The organism is Pyrococcus sp., from assembly GCF_030153625.1.
In the GTDB taxonomy this organism is placed as follows: domain Archaea; phylum Methanobacteriota_B; class Thermococci; order Thermococcales; family Thermococcaceae; genus Pyrococcus; species Pyrococcus furiosus.
On the sequence record NZ_JASKLM010000002.1, the window covers coordinates 40,281 to 55,967 of the forward strand.

The following is a 15,687-nucleotide window of genomic DNA, read 5'->3' on the forward strand; positions in this document are numbered from 1 at the left end:
AATATGGCGCCGGGGCGGGGATTTGAACCCCGGTGGGCGAACGCCCACGGGCTCTCCAGGCCCGCGCCTTCCCTGGCTAGGCTACCCCGGCACAATTAAATATAGGTAAGGGGATTAATAAGCATTTATCATGATATCAATTCAATTTCGATTGTAACATCTTCAGGAACTCTAATTCTCATGATTTGTCTCATTGCTCTCTCGTCCGCTTCAATATCAATTAACCTCTTGTGAACTCTTAATTCCCATCTGTCAAATGTGGCAGAGCCTTCTCCATCAGGGCTCTTTCTTGTTGTAATCCTTATCCTCTTTGTTGGAAGTGGTATAGGCCCGCTCATTCTAACTCCTGTTCTTTCTGCAATTTGCTTTATTTGATTAGCAACTTCATCAAGAGAACGGACATTTGTGCTTGCTATCTTAATTCTTGCTTTTTGCATAATTGATCACCTCAAAAGAAAAAGAATTTGGGAGAGAAATCACTCTCCCTTCTGAATTGAAATAACCATACCTGCGGCAATTGTCATACCCATGTCTCTAATAGCGAATCTACCTAGCTGTGGAATTTCCTTAACTGGTTCAAGAACTACTGGCTTCATTGGCCTTAGAACTACGATTGCAGCATCACCGGTCTTAATGAATTGTGGGTTCTCCTCGACAACGTTACCTGTCTTTGGATCGAGCTTTGCTAGGAGTTGCTCAAATCTGACTGGAACCTGGGCGGTGTGGGCGTGTAGTACTGGGCTGTATCCAACGGTAATTGCAGTTGGGTGGTTGAGTACGATAATTTGAGCCTTGAATGTGTCCTTTGTCCTAACTACTGTCGGTGGGTTGGTTGTGTGTCCGGCAACGTCACCTCTCTTGATGTCATTCTTGCTAACACCTCTGACGTTGAAACCAATGTTGTCACCTGGAAGGGCTTCTTCGAGTGGCTCGTGGTGCATCTCGATGGACTTGACTTCACCTTGTATGGGCTTGTGGAAGATTGTTGATGCTGGCTCGAAGATAACTACATCTCCAACCTTAAGTCTTCCGGTTTCAACTCTACCGACTGGAACTGTACCGACACCCTTAATTGAGTATACATCTTGGATTGGGATTCTAAGTGGCTTGTCAACTGGCTTCTCTGGCTCTGGAATCTGGTCAAGAGCCTCTATGAGTGTTGGGCCGTTGTACCAGGCCATCTTGTCGCTCTTCTTAACTACATTGTCACCCTCCCAAGCACTTATTGGGATGATTGGGAAGTCCTTGTAACCAAGCATCTTCAAGAGCTTCTCTACTTGTGCCTTAACTTCTTCAAATCTCTTCTGGTCGTAGTTAACCATGTCCATCTTGTTGATAGCTACAATGATATGCTTAATACCGAGTGTTCTTGCAAGGAAGGCGTGCTCCTTTGTCTGTGGCATGACTCCATCTGTAGCTGCAACTACAAGAACTGCAGCATCAGCCTGTGAAGCACCGGTAATCATGTTCTTTACGAAGTCTCTGTGGCCAGGAGCATCGATAATGGTGATGTACCTGTGTGGTGTCTCGAACTTGGTGTGGGCAACGTCAATTGTAATACCTCTTTCTCTCTCTTCCTTAAGTCTGTCCATGACCCAAGCGAACTTGAAGGACTTACCTTTTTCACCCATCTCCTCGAACTTCTTGATGATGGTCTCTGGAATGTTTCCAGTGTCGTAGAGTAACCTTCCAATTGTTGTACTCTTTCCGTGGTCTACGTGTCCAATAAATACAATGTTAACGTGGGGCTTGTCCTTGGGCATTTTTATTCACCTCCAATTTCTTGCCTAACCCTACTTTTGAACTTACTTTTTAAAGCTTTCGCACATCAGCCCCCTCAGGCGGGAAACCCGCCTTTAGTTGAGGGGGCTTCATTGAGTTCGGTGTGAAATTATGAAGGAAGTTTAAAAATTTAATTGTCTTTGCTTAGGTGGCTCAGCGGTGACCACTTTCATCACTCCTCAGTCAAGACCGATTTCCTCATAGCCAAGTTTTATTAAACTATAATTGGTAAGAGATAGTCGGGTGAGATTTATGAGGTTTATTCCTTTAATAGTTGCTAGGCCTGAAGTACAGATGGCAATTGATGAAGCGATCTTAATAGCTAGAAGTGAAGAAAAAGTCCCTGATACGATAAGATTATACGTTTTTAAGCCGAGTTCAGTGACTATTGGAAGGTTTCAGAGCGTTAGACACGATGTTAATGTGAAAAAAGCAGAGGAACTTGGAATACCTATAGTTAGAAGAATTACTGGAGGGGGGAGTGTATTTCATGATGAGTACGGAGAAATAACCTATTCAGTTATAATTGGAGAGGACTATCATCCAGCCCTTAAGAATATCTACGAAAGTTACAGGTTTTTAGCTGGCCCCTTGGTCGATGCTCTACAGGATCTTGGAGTTAGAGCTGAGTTCTCTGGATTGAATGATATTATAGCCAATGGTAAGAAGATAAGCGGATCAGCCCAGACAAGAAGAAAAGGGATAATCCTTCAACATGGAACATTTATGTATGCAACAAGACTTGAAATTTTGGGGAGTGTATTAAAAGTTTCTAAAGAAAAACTTAAGGATAAAGGTGTTAAAAGTATTTTTGATAGAGTAACTACATTGGAAAGAGAAGGTATTAAAATGAACAGAGAGGAAGCTTATAATCTTTTGAAAAATTCCTTCTTTAGGGCCTTCCCGCTAGAAGAGGGGGAACTTACAAAGTATGAACTCGAACTGGTTGAGAAGCTTATAGAGGAAAAATATGGAAGAAAAGAATGGAACTTTTCTAGGTGATTCTTCTCTATCCATTCTTACATTACTTAACTTAATGAAATTAAAGGTTAAGGGAAAGCGGTTTGGGATTGTGGTTGGTGAGACCTACATGAGTAGGGTTGATGCTCTGGCTTTAAAACCATTAGTAGAGAAGGGGATTTGAAGGGAATGGGCTAAGAAGGAGGCTATTGGAGTTTTGAGTAACGCTAATGGGACTTTGAACATTTTGCATAAGGTAACCGGTGATTTCCCCATTGGAATATCAGTAGTGGCTGGTGGATTGGATGAGAATTAGGTTGCCGATAACGGGATACCAGATAAACCCCTCACAAAACCTCGCTCTTCAGAACGAGGTAGAGCACTTATAATTTTTAATTATTGTTGATTTTTTCACTTGGAATCCCCTATTGGATCGAACCTGAGGTTTACATAAATCAAACTATGAATAATTTTCGGACTTAGACTTCAAGAATGTGAGGAAAGTTATTGAGGTCAGAGAATTCAAGGAATCTTGACGTTAACTTCTTGATAGTCAGCCACATATGGGAACCTTTAATTCCACTCGCGGACTGGATGATAATGATTTCCGAGGGAAGAATTATCGTGAATGGACCTACCGAAACTGCCAAAGGTGAAATCGAGAGAATATTCAAGGAGATGTTAGTCCTTTAATGTCGACATGAACGAATGCAACCTCAACCTCAGGCAGCATCTCAACCCTCCTCTTAACTTCCTCACTAATGTCATGAGCCTCTAAAAGTGTTAGATTTGGGGGGACCTCAATGTGAAGCTCGACATGAAGCTTGCTTCCTACGTAGTGAGCCCTAAGATCATGAACACCCAAAACGTTTTTAACACTTAATGCTACCTCTTCAATCTTCCTGTAAACTTCCGAAGGTGGGGATCTTCCCGTTAGATAATTGACATTTTCAAGGATAATATCAATCCCAACCTTAGCGATGAACAGAGAAACTATTATACCAGCAACACTGTCTCCTCCTTTTACTCCCACTTTTTCAAAGAGAAGACCGACTAAAACAGCGATAGTGCTTAAAACATCACTCCTATGGTGATAAGCATCTGCTATTAGAATTACATTATTAAGTTTTCTACCCACAACTAGGGTATATTGGGTCATTGCCTCCTTGGCGAATATCGAAAGGAGGGCAACTCCAATCATCACTGGGGTGACCTCTATAATAACTCCATGCATAATTCTTTCAATGGAGTCCCTGAATATTTCATAGGCAACTATGAGCAGTAACTCACCCATGAAGAACGCGAAAAGTGGTTCAAATCTTGAGTGGCCAAATGGATGAGTGCTATCCGGAGGTCTCTTGGCTATTTTAACACCAACAAATCCTATAATGGTGGTAATAAGATCGCTGAGAGAGTGAATTCCATCTGAAATCAGGGCAATGCTGGATGAAATAATACCAATGGTTATTTTCAAGACTGCAAGAAGTAGATTGCCAATTATACTCACGAGGATTGGCTTGTAAGCTTCATACATTTAATCACCTCGGTCAGTCCGTCACTCCCTCATCACACCTCAGCTTAGGCTGAATTCCTCATCCCGAAAATTTGGCTCAGAGATCACCTACCATCATCACTATTTCAGTTTGCCCATCATTCATCATTGCCTTTTAAACCCGTTTCATTATTTTTAGATTTTAAGATATTGGATGTCGTCAGATTAACCTCATGATTGGCGTTTTTTGTTCCCCTTAAAAGGCTTTGGTCATAAGCCTTAAGTATTTTGGTGAACAATTTTCATCATGGAGATCTCCTGACACTTCAGGTGGCTCGTCTTTTTAGTTTCCTCGGCAATTCTGGTTATCTCTGGATTAGTCATCACCTCTTTATAATAGGCACGGTAGGGAGATTTATGAGCTTTGCTGGTTTAGTCATTATGCTCGTCTCCAAGGGATAGCTATCTATGTCCACTCATTCTTTCCAAAAAGCACGACAGGCCTGAAGACTTCGGGAAAAGAACCGAAGTCCTGCTTGAGTAAGATTTTTTGAATTACCCAAGCACATGTTTTATTCCCAATGATTTTCTCATGTCATACCATTTTACTTTAAAATTATTCTTTGGATAGTAGTTGAGATAGCAAATCAACGTTGTCTCCGTAGAATCTATACCAACTCTCCAATTAAGTTTTGTTAAAACTAATTGTCAATGTGATAACAAGTAGAAAAAAGATTTTAAAATGTATCCAGTATTTGAAGCAAAAAATTTAAATATAAAATAGTAATCACTACACAACGCAAAAACCTATTGGAGGTGAACATAATGGACCCCAAGTATGTAGTCCAAGGAAAGGATTGTGCCATCTGCTCTATATGTGCCATTTGCTTCGCGGATGGTCCAATTCCCGATTTTGAGGGAGTTGGACTCTACGGGCTCTTTGGCCTGTTCTGAGCTCCTACATTTTTAATTTTTTATGATTAAATCTATGGAGGGAGTTTAATGGGGTTGTTCCTGCATGTGGACGATCTGATGGGAGCTAAAACACCTGCGGTGCAGAGGGATATAAAATCGAAATATGTATCTCTCTCACATTCTATTAAGTTGAGGATATACCCACACATGGCTATTATCTTGAAAGACGGGAATGTTCGCGCCGTCAATGCGGATGGCGCAAAAATACTGAGACTGTGTAGCGGGACTATAACCGGTTGACGACCTAACAAAGTCTCTCTCGTCAAGTCCTGAAGAGAGGAACAAGATAATTAACTTCTTGCTCATTGCAGAAAAACTAGGTGATGTGGTGTTCTCTGACAACCCTATGAGCACCCACGCCAGTGTTGAAGAGTATCCATATATTGTTCCCACCCACGTTGTGTTTGAAATTACTGAGAACTGCAACCTGAACTGCGTCCACTGCTACAGAATAAAGGACAAGAAGCCGCTCTACCTCAAATTTAATGCATTTCGGAAAATCCTGAATTTCCTGATTTCGAGAGGCCTCATCGGCATCGAAATAACCGGTGGGGAACCAACGCTTCATTCCAACTTTCTGGACATAGTAGAATATGCCGCCAAAAACGTTTCCATGGTTGGCATTCTTACAAATGGGGCCTATCTTCCCCCTGAAACTATCGAGCGTCTTGAACCTTACAAGGAAAAGATTTTCTTTAGCATAAGTTTGGACAGTTATGACCCTAATTACCATGACAGATTCAGAGGGCTACCCGGAGCATGGAAAAGAACTGTATCCAATATCAAACGACTGACCTCTGCTGGATACCAAGTGAGAATTGCAATGACAGTCACTCCAAACAATATCGATCACATTGAGAAAACCGCGGAACTTGCCATCAACCTTGGTGCTAAAATGTTCACTTACAGCCCCATGTTGCCTTTCGGAAGGGCCAATGGTATCACGTGGTCCAATGCGGATCTATGGAAGTTAAGTGAAATTGACAAGAGGGTTAGAGAAAAATTCAAATCCATTATACCGGTGGTTAAAATAGAGGAATTCGGTGGAACAATAGAGAACTGCGGCGCAGGATGGAGAAGTGTTACCATTGGACCAGACATGATCCTCAGGATGTGCGTTATAAGCGATTCCACGAGAGATTCGTTTGTAAGAATAGATCCCAACAACGTGGAATCAGCGTTTATAGAAGCGTTGGATGGGATGACGTTCTTCTATACCTTGCGGGCACCTGGACACGATGTCTGTGGGGACTGTAAGTTCTTAAACTTCTGTTCGCCCTGTATCCTGAGGGCAAGGTACGTCCTCGAAAAGGGCTTTATTCATCCGTCTCAGTGCAAATGGGCACAGGAGGTTGGAATGGAGAACCTAAAAAAGTGCCTAAAGGTGAGGATCGATGAATAGGCTTCTACTTCTTTCGTTTTTACTTGGTGTATACGGATACATTGCCTTTGTTTTGATTTTGATAACGGCAAGGAAGCTGATGAAAGGAGAGGATTTTTTCTGGCCAAGAGTCCGAGGGGTATTTGACTCAATAATGGGGGCGTCATCCCTTATCCTATCCTTGGAGGCCGAGGGCAAAATTAAGGCGGTCTTTCTTCTCTACGGGACATCGCTCCTCCTAAGTGCTCTGAGGGGTGTCTTAAAGGTGCCCCGCTGGCCAGTAGCTGCAAGAAAGGTCTTTAACTATGTGGCAAACTCGTACATAGTGCTGGCTATGTTTATGATGGGTGTAAGTATGAGGGGCTTGACCGAGGTGGATCCCACGATTATACTTATAATCTTCTACTTTGTTACCTACAGAGTGGTGTGGAGGGGGTCTAAGTGAAGGTGATAATAGAAGTTGTAAATCTAAAAAAAAGATTAGGAGAGAGGGAAATCCTTAAGGGAGTATCATTTCACGTTAACCGGGGAGAAATTTATGGTTTCCTCGGTCCGAACGGTGCGGGGAAGACAACGACCATAAGAACCATGCTCGGACTTTTCAGAAGGGACGGGGGTGACGTTAAATTGTTTGGAGAGGAACCAAAGAGGGACGTTTTCAAGCGCATAGGGATCGTTTTTGAGTACGAAGTTCTGAACCCTGATTGGACGGTTCTCGAAAATCTTGAGTTTATTGCCCATGTAAGGGGGAAGAGCCTCGATGACGCCGAGATAGCATTGAGAAAAGTCGGGTTTCCAGAGGAGTACTGGGGGAAGAGGTTCAAAGAGCTATCCAAAGGTATGAAGAGGAAGGTCTCTCTCGCCTCCGCTCTTATACATGACCCCGAACTTTTGATCCTTGATGAGCCAACGAGCGGACTTGACCCCACTGCACAGATCGAGGTGAGAAACCTTCTCCTCAAGCTGAAAGAGGAGGGGAAAACCATATTCTTTTCGTCTCACAATCTCCCAGAGGTCCAGAAAATAGCAGACAGGGCGGCAATCATTGTTGATGGGATAACAAGGGCTGAATTTTCACTCGGGGAAGTTGACGACCTCGAGAGAGTTTACATTAATCTTGTGGGGGGTCCAAAATGAGGTTCAGAAAAATTGTGATCTTCCAGTTTAGGACATTTATGAGAGAGTCCCTGCTTGTTTTCCTCTTAGTTGGCCTGCTCTTCTACTCATTCATTAACAACGAGGGTTTAGAGGAATTTCTGATATCAGAAGAACTCTTCCAGTTTTACTCCCTCTTCACCATGATGCTCGTTGGATACGCGGTTGTGATCTCGGTGTCCTTCGCGGGGCTTCTGAAGAGGAAGACATCTAAGTTTTACCACCTCTACCTCATCTTCCCGGAGAAACCCTCACGCCTGCTCTTTGCAGAGATTATGCCAACGTTCGTGGTGGCCCTCACCTCCGCATGGGGGATTGGGTTTATCCTGTACTCCAAGGCGCCATCTCCTTCCCCCTCCTGGATGCTCATACCGGTATTCGGCAGTGCCCTCTTTGTGTGGGGGCTGGGCAGCCTATCTCTAGCCCTTACGCTCCAGGTCTCCAACGTGAGGGGTTTGAACGCCGTTCTGTTTCTCCTGCTCTTCGTGCTCGCAAGGGTTCCAAGATATGTGGTGGAGAATGGAGCCCCCTTGAAGATGGCAACGGCGCTTCTAATAGCAGTTTCCGTGTTCTTTGCGGTGACGGGTTCGGTGACCCTTGAAAAGGTTGATCCAGAGAGGGTTATACTGTCATCGTGAGCTTTAAAAACCTATTTTTCCACTTTTTTGGTCTTTTGCTCGTTAGATCGTTCATTCCAGTACACATTACCCTAGTTCCCACTGCCTGTGAAGTGATATAATCCAGATTCAGTGCCAGAATCTCTCTAAAATCCAACCGTTCCGTCGTCTGTGTAAGGTTCTCCGGGATCGAGGCACTAAACGTAGCATTCTCCCCCTGCCGAGGCCTATTAATACCTTTTCGAAAGGCAACTATGAAGGACAGTAGAAAACCTTTTCGCCGGAACAAAATCCCAGCGGAAAAGAAAATCAAGGCAGTAGAATTATACCTGCGAGGCTTCGGCCTGAAAAAATACTAGAAATCAGCCACATGACAGTCTAGGAAAGATTGCCAGGAACTTCATTCTGGTTGTTTTAAAATCCTGTTCTAGTTGACAAAGGGCCGTGGTATACATCAGCGTTTAAATCCCTTGAGCTGGATTATCTTCACGTAACCTTCGGGCCGAGGAACAATATTGAACGCTGGTTTAGGACTTTTAAAGAAGAACAAAGCGTTTTTGGAATAATTCACTTTCGGTTTGGTGGATCGCCTGGTGATATAAGTGAATACCTTCAGGAAGTGATGCCCCAGTCATCCTAACAGTATGATAAAAATAGCAAAAAAGAGAATTCGAGAATTCCTTTAAATATCCCAACCGAACTCTTCTTTAACAATTTTAATTAGCTCTTTTAGTTCTTCTTTCTTTATGTTTACACTGCTTGTTGCTCCAACAAGTGCTATTATTCCGTGCACTTCCTCTTGAATTTGGATTACATCATCGCTGACTTTGGCAACTCTTAGCTCTCTTCTTGCCACTTCATCTTCACTGATCTTAAACCTGTCCTCACCTATTTTGTAGTATCTTATTTCTGTCATTTTTCTCCCCCCTTAAAGGCTTTTCATATTTTAACTACGAAAAGAAAGATTATAAACATTTCGAGAATTTTGTGTGGAAAATTGATGGTCAGAGTTCAAGCAACAGTTGTGGGCTCTTTAGGCTTCAGTATGCGGGAGATTTTTCACAACCAAAGTCTATAGACAAGTAAAGTGGTTGATAGGAGTTAATGTTGTTAGCAGAATGAGGACTAACTTTGATATTAACACACCTACCTTGCGGCTTGATGGAATATCTTCAGAAGAGAAGGAATTAGGGAACATTTCAGCAGTCAGATGGACATATTAGATAAATGCCATACCATTTGTCCCACTACTTTAGGCATTTTCCTCATGAGAAGTAATCATAGAAAATTAAAGTGAACCGTAACATTTATAAACTAGGAGCTATGGTTATCTTTTGGGCGAGCCGCCGTAGCTTAGCTGGTGGAGCGCCGGACTGTTAATCCGGCGGTCCCCGGTTCGAATCCGGGCGGCGGCGCCAGTAAGTGGGCCCGTAGCTCAGCCTGGTCAGAGCGCGCGGCTCATAACCGCGTGGTCCGGGGTTCAAATCCCCGCGGGCCCACCACCTCTTCTTGATAGAAAAACACCAGAGAGAATTAATCCAAGGCCCACAACCGTTGATGCCATTATTCTCTCCCCAACCGTCAAGGATATTATCCCCAGGGATATTATGGGGGTTAGATAGATAAGGGAGGCCACTTTCCCGGCCCTATCAATCTCAAGAGCCTTGAGCCAGAGGAGATATGTAACGCCCATCTCAAAGATCCCTATGTACACAGCTCCAAGAATTCCAAGGGGATCAAGCTTTATTCCCTTAAATCCAATAGCATATAGGGTAATGTAAACTGAACCGAAGAGGAAGTTCCAGAACATCTTGACCTCAGCTCTTCTGTCATCCTGAAGGTTGAGGATCCAGTACATTGCGAATAGCATTGCACTGCTAAGAGCTAAGCCATCTCCAACCGGGTCCTTAAAGCTTAGGGATGATAAATCTCCCCTAGTTCCAATGATAACTATACCGAGAAAGCCCAAAAGAATACCAAAGACTTCATTTAAGGTTACTGGCTGACGGAGGAGGTAAGAAGAAAAGAGAACCAGCATTATGGGCCAGGTGTAGTTGAGGGCCTGAGCCTCTTGAGCTGGCAACCTCGAGTAAGCGGTGAAAAGAACCAGGTAGTAGAAGAAGGGATTCATAAAGCCCAGAAGTATTGAGTTGTAGTTGGCCCTTATCGATGACCAATTTTCTGGTTTTCTAATTATATTAACAAGTAGGAATACGAGGGTTGAGGTTATGGAAGAGTAGAAGAGCATGCTTACAGGATCTATCCTTGATAGTGTCAATTTGAAAGCCGAGGCAACAGTTGACCAAAACAATATGGAGAGCACAGCATAGATGTTCATGTTCGGGAATATTCATGCTCCCTATATAAATTTCACTTGTAAAATGCTATCCTTTGAGTATTTTCCCAGTTGTATTAATCCTCACATAATAGTCCCTCTCCTGCCACTTTATTGTGAGCGTATCCTTTCTTATAATGAGTTTAGCCTTTATCAATTAGTCTATTTTCGGGAATCAGTAAAGTAACTCTCCCATCTATTCATACTACTCACCCAAGTGAAGGAATTATAAAATCCTCTTCACTAAATTTTTTATAAATTTCTCCATGAATCTAGTGGGTTAGGAGATCCTAGTTTAGGTCAGATTCCCATCTTCTCAAGAAATTCAAACCCTTTCTCCTTATTACCAACAAAAGAAACCTCTCCACCAGTTAGAACAACAACCTCATCTACTATTTCAGAGAGAGGTTTCCAAATGTGGGAAACAACAACTATGTTTGTCCCAGCTTCAGCTTTCTCCTTGATAATCCTTGAGACCTCTAAAATTCCGCTGATATCGAGGCCTGAGAAAGGTTCATCCAAAATTAAAACCTCATTATCACCAAGTAAAGCCAAGAGCAAGCTTAACCTTTTCCTCATGCCCGCTGAGTACTCAAGTATCCTTCTGTTGAGAGCACCAACCTCTGGAAATATATTTCTTACCATGTTCTTGTCAACCTCTACCTCTTTGGCATCCGCAACTAGCTTGACAACTTCAATTCCCCTCCGATATCTTGGCAATGATGGTGGATCAAGGCTTATGCCGATCTTCCTCATGAGCTCGTGATTGTTCCAAGGATCTTCCTCCAATAATCTAACTTCTCCCTTTGTCGGTCTCCAAAAGCCCACAAGAAGTTTTATTAGGCTAGATTTTCCACTCCCGTTCGGTCCGACTATTAGCGTGACTCCTTTCTTTATTTCTAAGGAAACATCTCTAAGGATCTCTGTTTGTCCAATTCTCTTGTACACACCCTTAAATCTTCCAATCATTCTTCTCCCTCCAAATTGTCATTGAGAGTATGAATATCAGAGAAGACAAAGAGAACAGGTGGACTCTCCAATTATCGGAAGGAAATCCAATAGCTATGGGTCTTATTGTTGCCGTGCCGGAGTATGATCCGTTGATCAAAAATCCATAATACCCAGGATTGGGCAACACAACTCTAACGATCTTCTCGCTAAGCTCTCCAGTGTATATTACCTCCCTTGTTTCTAAACTTATTATCGAAAAATTCCCACTCCCCGAACCCGTGAAAGATATTTCAACTAATGCTGACGCTGGAGAATAAAATCCTGAAATTTCGCTAATTCCCAGGGGGATTATTGGATAAATGATTTCATCTTCATCAATGATTGTCTGGAGAATTAGGGACACCGTGATCACGACCATTCCAGTTATAAGGATCAACCTGGAGAGATTCATCTGATATCCCTCCTGCAAATTAATTCAATCGAAATCGGAATTAACGTGAACGAAACGAGCAAGTATGGTAGTAAACTCAAGAGATAGTTCCCAGTTAGGATTTCTTGTATCTTAATTGTTGGGTTAAAAATTTTCAAATTTGCCAAGCCAAATGCAGAGAAGAAGGAGAATAAACTTGAAATTGGAGCGTTGGGTAATATTGAGGAGAAGAACATTGCAAGTGATATGAGATATAGAAGGATTAAGGAGTAAAACGTGAACAATATATGAATGTTGGAAACAATTGTTATAATGGCTTTTTCATACATAGAAGAAAAGTGAAGGAAAAATATCAAAATATGAGTAGTGATTATTGTTAAAAGTGACGTCAAGTATGTCACGAGGATTTTCGTGAAAACGAGGAATCGCTTCGGGTAAGGGAGAGAATATATGAAATAAGCGCTTCCCTCATCGATTTCTCCCCTTATTCTTAAGGAAGTTATGAGGGATATTGCAAAAGTGATAACTATGTAGACGTTAAATGAAAACATCCCAAACAACGAATGATTAAGCATTGAGACTGGCCCAGTGGTAATTATAATAGGGCCTCCTTTCATGAGGGCAGCCTTCATGAATATCGCCAATACCAAAGTCATCGAAATTAGTATGTACCCTCTAATTGTATCATTGCTTTCCCAAGCGATTAGCCTTAAACCTCTCATAGCTAACCACCAGGAGAGATAGTATTGAGATCACAAGAACGATCAAACCCTCTCTTGGAATTTCAACCCCACTAAGGGTCTGTTTCTCAAATTTGAATGCATTTGTTTCTTCTAATACCATCCCAAATCCATAGATATCTTTACTTGTTGTTATGGGCTGTTTCGTTTTTTGAAAATGTTCTTTCTCAGCGAAGATTACGTGTTTAAATCCTAGGGCAAGCCAGACTGGGGAAACAGGTGTGTAACCCTCGAGGAGTATTCCTGATGATGGATCGTATAACGCGAAATTAGATGCATTGTTATAGAAGTTTGTCCTTATGAGTAAAATAGGAGGTTTGAACGTTTTAAATCGCGTATGAACACTTGCATTTAATGGTTTAACTTCCTCTATAACCCATTCCTCCAAAATCCTCTTACCGCTTACATTCATATCTGTCAAGAATAATGTATTCATTCCGAGTTTCTTGCCTCTAAAGTACACAGCATTATCTGGAAGAGAAACTTCAATTAGCGCTGATCTAGTGAGGTTCACCTCAATGTTAGAGATGAGAGTTTCCTGAGCATATCCTTCCTTTTTATCCACGTAAAGACCGTGTATATAATTAGGTGCTTGAATGCTAACTAAGACAACCTTATCATCTTCACAGATTGTTATATTCTCATCATTCTTTGTTTTTGCAAATCTACACGAATTTTCCTTCGTATAATTTAAATTGCTATATCTGTTTATCAAATCTTTGCTCCTTTTGAGCCCTTCTTCAAGACTTAATGTTCTAACTGTATAAGCTGTGGCGTTATGAACTTCCAGCGAAACATTGATGAGCATACTACTCTCTGATACGTCCAGTATCTCCCATCTAAAGATTCCATACTTTCCAAAGTATATTGTTCCATTGTTGCATTCAACTATGACGCTTCTATCACCCTTGGCAGTGTATATGAAATAAACTCCGGGTCTGATCCAGTAAGGACTAGATTGAACAGAGTTCCAGGAAACTAAAAAAATTAATAAAATGGGAATAATTATGGCCTTAATTTTCTTTTGTAATAACATATGTTCATTTCCTCCAGTCCAGTATTAGGTTTGTGGGCGTTGAACTATAAAGCCCATCCCTCAATCCAGTTTATTTCGGCATATAATTCACCACATGTTGTTTGTGCTTCAATCCAAGCTCTTAGATAGGCTATAGTACCAGGAGTTCCAGTAGTCCAAACAAGATGACAATTTGGATATGCTATTGCCCATTTTTCAATGCTGTAAAGCATAGGAGGATGCAATTGGCTGGCTTTCCCACTAATATATGCATATGCTGAATCAAGCCATGGATCGAACTCTCCACCAATTTTGTCAAAGTCCGTTACTACGGGATCTCTTGGTATGGGATTTGCTACACCATTTTCTTTTTTCTGAGAGTCTTCATAAGCCAAGGCTAGATTTGCTACTACTAGGCCAAATATCCATAAACTAATTAATAGATATTTTTCCATTCTTCATTTCTCATCACCTCAGCAAATTATTAACGTTGATACTTATAAATTTTTCCATATTTGTAGGCATTAGACTATTAAAGTTCTTTGTTTACTAAATAATTATTTGGAGTTGGAGAAGATGTAACAAAATTATTAATAAAGCTCACTCAAATTATCATATCAACCAAACTACAAATATAAATTGACCAATTGAAATTTTAGATAGACTAATGTAAAGTAAATTTATATAATAGTTGAAGACTACTAAAGAACTTGGATATTCTACCACTGCTAATATCCTTAAGAATTAAAATAAATTCAAAACTAAACATCACTCTAAAACGGTATAGTTATTATCATTCTACCAACTTACCTTTCCTAAGTTAGTAAAAATTATTAATCCAAAGATAAAGACGGGAGAAATCACTTCTTAGCCCTCTGAAGTTTAGCCTCTTGATAGGCCTTGGTCCACTTAAGCTTCCTGGGGTTCCTTCCCATAAAGTAGTATCTTTCGCACTTCCTTGAGCAGAAGAACAAGACTCTGCCATCGTTCCTTACATACATTTTTCCAGTCCCAGGCTCGAAAGGCTTTCCACAATAAGAACAGACGTTCCATCTTGCCATAGACTTCACCTCTTGCTCTTAATCTCTCTAGCCTCTCTTTCTGTCTCTCTTAATATGAGGATATCTCCAATCCTTACTGGCCCTCTGACATTTCTCCTGATGACTCTACCCTTATCTCTACCCTCGAGTATCCTAACTTTTACCTGGGTTACGTCTCCAGTAGTACCTGTTCTCCCAATGATTTCGATAACCTCAGCTGGGTACCCCTCATCCTCAGCCATCTCTCACACCTCACGATGAGAGTGATAAATAATAAAGGGGAGGAAATCACTTCATTAATTCCTTAACTTTCATGGCTATCTCTTCAACTAAATCTCTCGCTTTACCTGGTTCAATTATGGCAACACTTGCGGCTGCAACTTCAATGCCAGCTGCAGCTCCAAGCTCCTTTTTACTTGGAACATAGATGTAGGGAATCTCCTTCTCCTCACAGAGTGGTGGAAGGTGTGCTACAATCTCTTCTGGATCAACATCCTCGGCAATTATGACGAGCTTTGCTTGGCCTCTCTCTACAGCCTTTGTGGTTTCATTTGTTCCCTTTCTAATCTTTCCTGTGTCTCTGGCTATTTCTACTGCTTGTAGAGCCTTCTCAGCAAGCTCCTTTGGGACTTCAAACTTCACGTAACTTGGTTTGGCCATCATCCATCCCTCCTTTAGTCATCGTTCATCTGTCGAGGTTGGTTGAAAACTCTGCTTTAAAAGGATTTTGGTTAGATGCAGGATACTGTTAGGATAAGCTGTGGGGTGTCAGGTTTAAGTTACTGGCAGTACTTTAGAAAAAGAAGGGGGAACA

At 41.7% G+C, this 15,687-nt stretch carries 22 protein-coding genes, 3 tRNA genes and 1 pseudogene; 12 read left to right on the forward strand and 14 right to left on the reverse strand.

Annotated features, from left to right (window positions below; translation table 11 throughout):
* Nucleotides 1-4: 4 nt before the first annotated feature.
* The 3 genes from PWP39_RS00690 to tuf form a co-directional block, all read right to left on the reverse strand.
* Nucleotides 5-91, reverse strand: a tRNA-Ser gene (locus PWP39_RS00690).
* A gap of 37 nt (nt 92-128) precedes the next feature.
* Complete coding sequence (gene rpsJ, locus PWP39_RS00695) at nt 129-437, reverse strand: 30S ribosomal protein S10 (RefSeq protein ID WP_011012523.1); 309 nt, start codon at nt 435-437, stop codon at nt 129-131.
* A gap of 39 nt (nt 438-476) precedes the next feature.
* Entirely contained in the window at nt 477-1,763 is a 1,287-nt protein-coding gene (tuf, locus tag PWP39_RS00700; RefSeq protein ID WP_288071888.1) for a translation elongation factor EF-1 subunit alpha, read from the reverse strand.
* A 271-nt stretch (nt 1,764-2,034) separates the two neighbouring features.
* Here tuf and lplA point away from each other — a divergent pair, with 271 nt between their 5' ends.
* The 3 genes from lplA to PWP39_RS00715 all read left to right on the forward strand — a co-directional run bounded on the left by lplA (nt 2,035) and on the right by PWP39_RS00715 (nt 3,435).
* Nucleotides 2,035-2,784: a lipoate-protein ligase large subunit gene (lplA, locus tag PWP39_RS00705; protein ID WP_288071889.1), complete on the forward strand. Its 750-nt coding sequence runs from the start codon at nt 2,035-2,037 to the stop codon at nt 2,782-2,784.
* Nucleotides 2,753-2,926 carry a hypothetical protein gene (locus PWP39_RS00710; RefSeq protein ID WP_288071891.1) on the forward strand — a complete coding sequence of 58 codons (174 nt, stop codon included), beginning with the start codon at nt 2,753-2,755 and terminating at the stop codon, nt 2,924-2,926. Before lplA ends, PWP39_RS00710 begins: the two co-directional genes overlap by 32 nt.
* Before the next feature lie 323 nt (nt 2,927-3,249).
* Nucleotides 3,250-3,435, forward strand: coding sequence for a hypothetical protein (locus tag PWP39_RS00715; protein ID WP_288071893.1), 186 nt, complete (start codon nt 3,250-3,252; stop codon nt 3,433-3,435).
* Here PWP39_RS00715 and PWP39_RS00720 read toward each other — a convergent pair.
* The gene (locus PWP39_RS00720) at nt 3,413-4,276 is read right to left on the reverse strand and encodes a cation diffusion facilitator family transporter (RefSeq protein WP_288071895.1); all 864 of its coding nucleotides are present in this window, start codon (nt 4,274-4,276) and stop codon (nt 3,413-3,415) included. The two genes, PWP39_RS00715 and PWP39_RS00720, sit on opposite strands and share 23 nt — an antisense overlap.
* A 783-nt stretch (nt 4,277-5,059) precedes the next feature.
* On the opposite strand from PWP39_RS00720, the gene PWP39_RS00730 reads away from it, so the two are divergent.
* The 7 genes and pseudogenes from PWP39_RS00730 to PWP39_RS09745 form a co-directional block, all read left to right on the forward strand.
* Nucleotides 5,060-5,188 carry a subtilosin A family bacteriocin gene (locus tag PWP39_RS00730; protein WP_288071898.1) on the forward strand — a complete coding sequence of 43 codons (129 nt, stop codon included), beginning with the start codon at nt 5,060-5,062 and terminating at the stop codon, nt 5,186-5,188.
* 48 nt (nt 5,189-5,236) lie between these two features.
* Nucleotides 5,237-5,449: a hypothetical protein gene (locus PWP39_RS00735; RefSeq protein ID WP_288071899.1), complete on the forward strand. Its 213-nt coding sequence runs from the start codon at nt 5,237-5,239 to the stop codon at nt 5,447-5,449.
* Between the two features lie 88 nt (nt 5,450-5,537).
* Nucleotides 5,538-6,611, forward strand: a complete 1,074-nt coding sequence (locus tag PWP39_RS00740) for a radical SAM protein (RefSeq protein WP_288071901.1) — start codon at nt 5,538-5,540, stop codon at nt 6,609-6,611.
* A complete protein-coding gene (locus tag PWP39_RS00745; protein WP_288071902.1) occupies nt 6,604-7,035 on the forward strand; it encodes a hypothetical protein in 432 nt (143 codons plus the stop codon). The genes PWP39_RS00740 and PWP39_RS00745 overlap by 8 nt, the downstream gene beginning before the upstream one ends.
* Nucleotides 7,032-7,727: an ABC transporter ATP-binding protein gene (locus PWP39_RS00750; protein ID WP_288071905.1), complete on the forward strand. Its 696-nt coding sequence runs from the start codon at nt 7,032-7,034 to the stop codon at nt 7,725-7,727. Before PWP39_RS00745 ends, PWP39_RS00750 begins: the two co-directional genes overlap by 4 nt.
* The gene (locus PWP39_RS00755) at nt 7,724-8,383 is read left to right on the forward strand and encodes a hypothetical protein (protein ID WP_288071907.1); all 660 of its coding nucleotides are present in this window, start codon (nt 7,724-7,726) and stop codon (nt 8,381-8,383) included. Before PWP39_RS00750 ends, PWP39_RS00755 begins: the two co-directional genes overlap by 4 nt.
* Before the next feature lie 366 nt (nt 8,384-8,749).
* Nucleotides 8,750-8,906, forward strand: a pseudogene (locus tag PWP39_RS09745) (IS6 family transposase); the annotation flags it as partial.
* Between the two features lie 138 nt (nt 8,907-9,044).
* On the opposite strand, the gene PWP39_RS00765 reads toward PWP39_RS09745, so the two are convergent.
* Entirely contained in the window at nt 9,045-9,278 is a 234-nt protein-coding gene (locus PWP39_RS00765; RefSeq protein ID WP_288071910.1) for a hypothetical protein, read from the reverse strand.
* A gap of 426 nt (nt 9,279-9,704) precedes the next feature.
* On the opposite strand from PWP39_RS00765, the gene PWP39_RS00770 reads away from it, so the two are divergent.
* A tRNA-Asn gene (locus PWP39_RS00770) sits at nt 9,705-9,780 on the forward strand.
* Nucleotides 9,781-9,786: 6 nt separating this feature from the next.
* A tRNA-Ile gene (locus PWP39_RS00775) sits at nt 9,787-9,864 on the forward strand.
* Here the strand turns inward: PWP39_RS00775 and PWP39_RS00780 are convergent.
* From PWP39_RS00780 to rpl7ae, 9 genes are all read right to left on the reverse strand, one after another.
* Complete coding sequence (locus tag PWP39_RS00780; RefSeq protein ID WP_288071912.1) at nt 9,843-10,700, reverse strand: DMT family transporter; 858 nt, start codon at nt 10,698-10,700, stop codon at nt 9,843-9,845. The genes PWP39_RS00775 and PWP39_RS00780 overlap by 22 nt on opposite strands.
* Before the next feature lie 297 nt (nt 10,701-10,997).
* The gene (locus PWP39_RS00785; RefSeq protein WP_288071914.1) at nt 10,998-11,666 is read right to left on the reverse strand and encodes an ATP-binding cassette domain-containing protein; all 669 of its coding nucleotides are present in this window, start codon (nt 11,664-11,666) and stop codon (nt 10,998-11,000) included.
* Nucleotides 11,650-12,099 (reverse strand): hypothetical protein, encoded by a 450-nt coding sequence (locus PWP39_RS00790; RefSeq protein WP_288071917.1) that lies wholly within the window; start codon nt 12,097-12,099, stop codon nt 11,650-11,652. The genes PWP39_RS00785 and PWP39_RS00790 overlap by 17 nt, the downstream gene beginning before the upstream one ends.
* A complete protein-coding gene (locus PWP39_RS00795) occupies nt 12,096-12,800 on the reverse strand; it encodes an ABC transporter permease (protein WP_288071920.1) in 705 nt (234 codons plus the stop codon). The genes PWP39_RS00790 and PWP39_RS00795 overlap by 4 nt, the downstream gene beginning before the upstream one ends.
* Nucleotides 12,763-13,854 (reverse strand): hypothetical protein, encoded by a 1,092-nt coding sequence (locus tag PWP39_RS00800; protein WP_288071923.1) that lies wholly within the window; start codon nt 13,852-13,854, stop codon nt 12,763-12,765. Before PWP39_RS00800 ends, PWP39_RS00795 begins: the two co-directional genes overlap by 38 nt.
* Nucleotides 13,855-13,898: 44 nt before the next feature.
* Nucleotides 13,899-14,288 (reverse strand): hypothetical protein, encoded by a 390-nt coding sequence (locus tag PWP39_RS00805; protein ID WP_288071926.1) that lies wholly within the window; start codon nt 14,286-14,288, stop codon nt 13,899-13,901.
* 405 nt (nt 14,289-14,693) lie between these two features.
* Complete coding sequence (locus tag PWP39_RS00810; RefSeq protein WP_288071927.1) at nt 14,694-14,894, reverse strand: 50S ribosomal protein L24e; 201 nt, start codon at nt 14,892-14,894, stop codon at nt 14,694-14,696.
* Between the two features lie 5 nt (nt 14,895-14,899).
* Nucleotides 14,900-15,115 (reverse strand): 30S ribosomal protein S28e, encoded by a 216-nt coding sequence (locus tag PWP39_RS00815; protein ID WP_288071929.1) that lies wholly within the window; start codon nt 15,113-15,115, stop codon nt 14,900-14,902.
* A 46-nt stretch (nt 15,116-15,161) separates the two neighbouring features.
* Nucleotides 15,162-15,533, reverse strand: coding sequence for a 50S ribosomal protein L7Ae (gene rpl7ae / locus PWP39_RS00820; RefSeq protein WP_014835393.1), 372 nt, complete (start codon nt 15,531-15,533; stop codon nt 15,162-15,164).
* Nucleotides 15,534-15,687: the final 154 nt, after the last annotated feature.

Coding starts and splice junctions, on each gene's coding strand:
- rpsJ (WP_011012523.1), bottom strand. CDS start 437: ATGCAAAAAGCAAGAATTAAGATAGCAAGCACAAATGTCCGTTCTCTT.
- tuf (WP_288071888.1), bottom strand. CDS start 1,763: ATGCCCAAGGACAAGCCCCACGTTAACATTGTATTTATTGGACACGTA.
- lplA (WP_288071889.1), top strand. CDS start 2,035: ATGAGGTTTATTCCTTTAATAGTTGCTAGGCCTGAAGTACAGATGGCA.
- PWP39_RS00710 (WP_288071891.1), top strand. CDS start 2,753: ATGGAAGAAAAGAATGGAACTTTTCTAGGTGATTCTTCTCTATCCATT.
- PWP39_RS00720 (WP_288071895.1), bottom strand. CDS start 4,276: ATGTATGAAGCTTACAAGCCAATCCTCGTGAGTATAATTGGCAATCTA.
- PWP39_RS00730 (WP_288071898.1), top strand. CDS start 5,060: ATGGACCCCAAGTATGTAGTCCAAGGAAAGGATTGTGCCATCTGCTCT.
- PWP39_RS00735 (WP_288071899.1), top strand. CDS start 5,237: ATGGGGTTGTTCCTGCATGTGGACGATCTGATGGGAGCTAAAACACCT.
- PWP39_RS00745 (WP_288071902.1), top strand. CDS start 6,604: ATGAATAGGCTTCTACTTCTTTCGTTTTTACTTGGTGTATACGGATAC.
- PWP39_RS00755 (WP_288071907.1), top strand. CDS start 7,724: ATGAGGTTCAGAAAAATTGTGATCTTCCAGTTTAGGACATTTATGAGA.
- PWP39_RS00765 (WP_288071910.1), bottom strand. CDS start 9,278: ATGACAGAAATAAGATACTACAAAATAGGTGAGGACAGGTTTAAGATC.
- PWP39_RS00780 (WP_288071912.1), bottom strand. CDS start 10,700: ATGAACATCTATGCTGTGCTCTCCATATTGTTTTGGTCAACTGTTGCC.
- PWP39_RS00785 (WP_288071914.1), bottom strand. CDS start 11,666: ATGATTGGAAGATTTAAGGGTGTGTACAAGAGAATTGGACAAACAGAG.
- PWP39_RS00790 (WP_288071917.1), bottom strand. CDS start 12,099: ATGAATCTCTCCAGGTTGATCCTTATAACTGGAATGGTCGTGATCACG.
- PWP39_RS00795 (WP_288071920.1), bottom strand. CDS start 12,800: ATGAGAGGTTTAAGGCTAATCGCTTGGGAAAGCAATGATACAATTAGA.
- PWP39_RS00800 (WP_288071923.1), bottom strand. CDS start 13,854: ATGTTATTACAAAAGAAAATTAAGGCCATAATTATTCCCATTTTATTA.
- PWP39_RS00805 (WP_288071926.1), bottom strand. CDS start 14,288: ATGGAAAAATATCTATTAATTAGTTTATGGATATTTGGCCTAGTAGTA.
- PWP39_RS00810 (WP_288071927.1), bottom strand. CDS start 14,894: ATGGCAAGATGGAACGTCTGTTCTTATTGTGGAAAGCCTTTCGAGCCT.
- PWP39_RS00815 (WP_288071929.1), bottom strand. CDS start 15,115: ATGGCTGAGGATGAGGGGTACCCAGCTGAGGTTATCGAAATCATTGGG.
- rpl7ae (WP_014835393.1), bottom strand. CDS start 15,533: ATGGCCAAACCAAGTTACGTGAAGTTTGAAGTCCCAAAGGAGCTTGCT.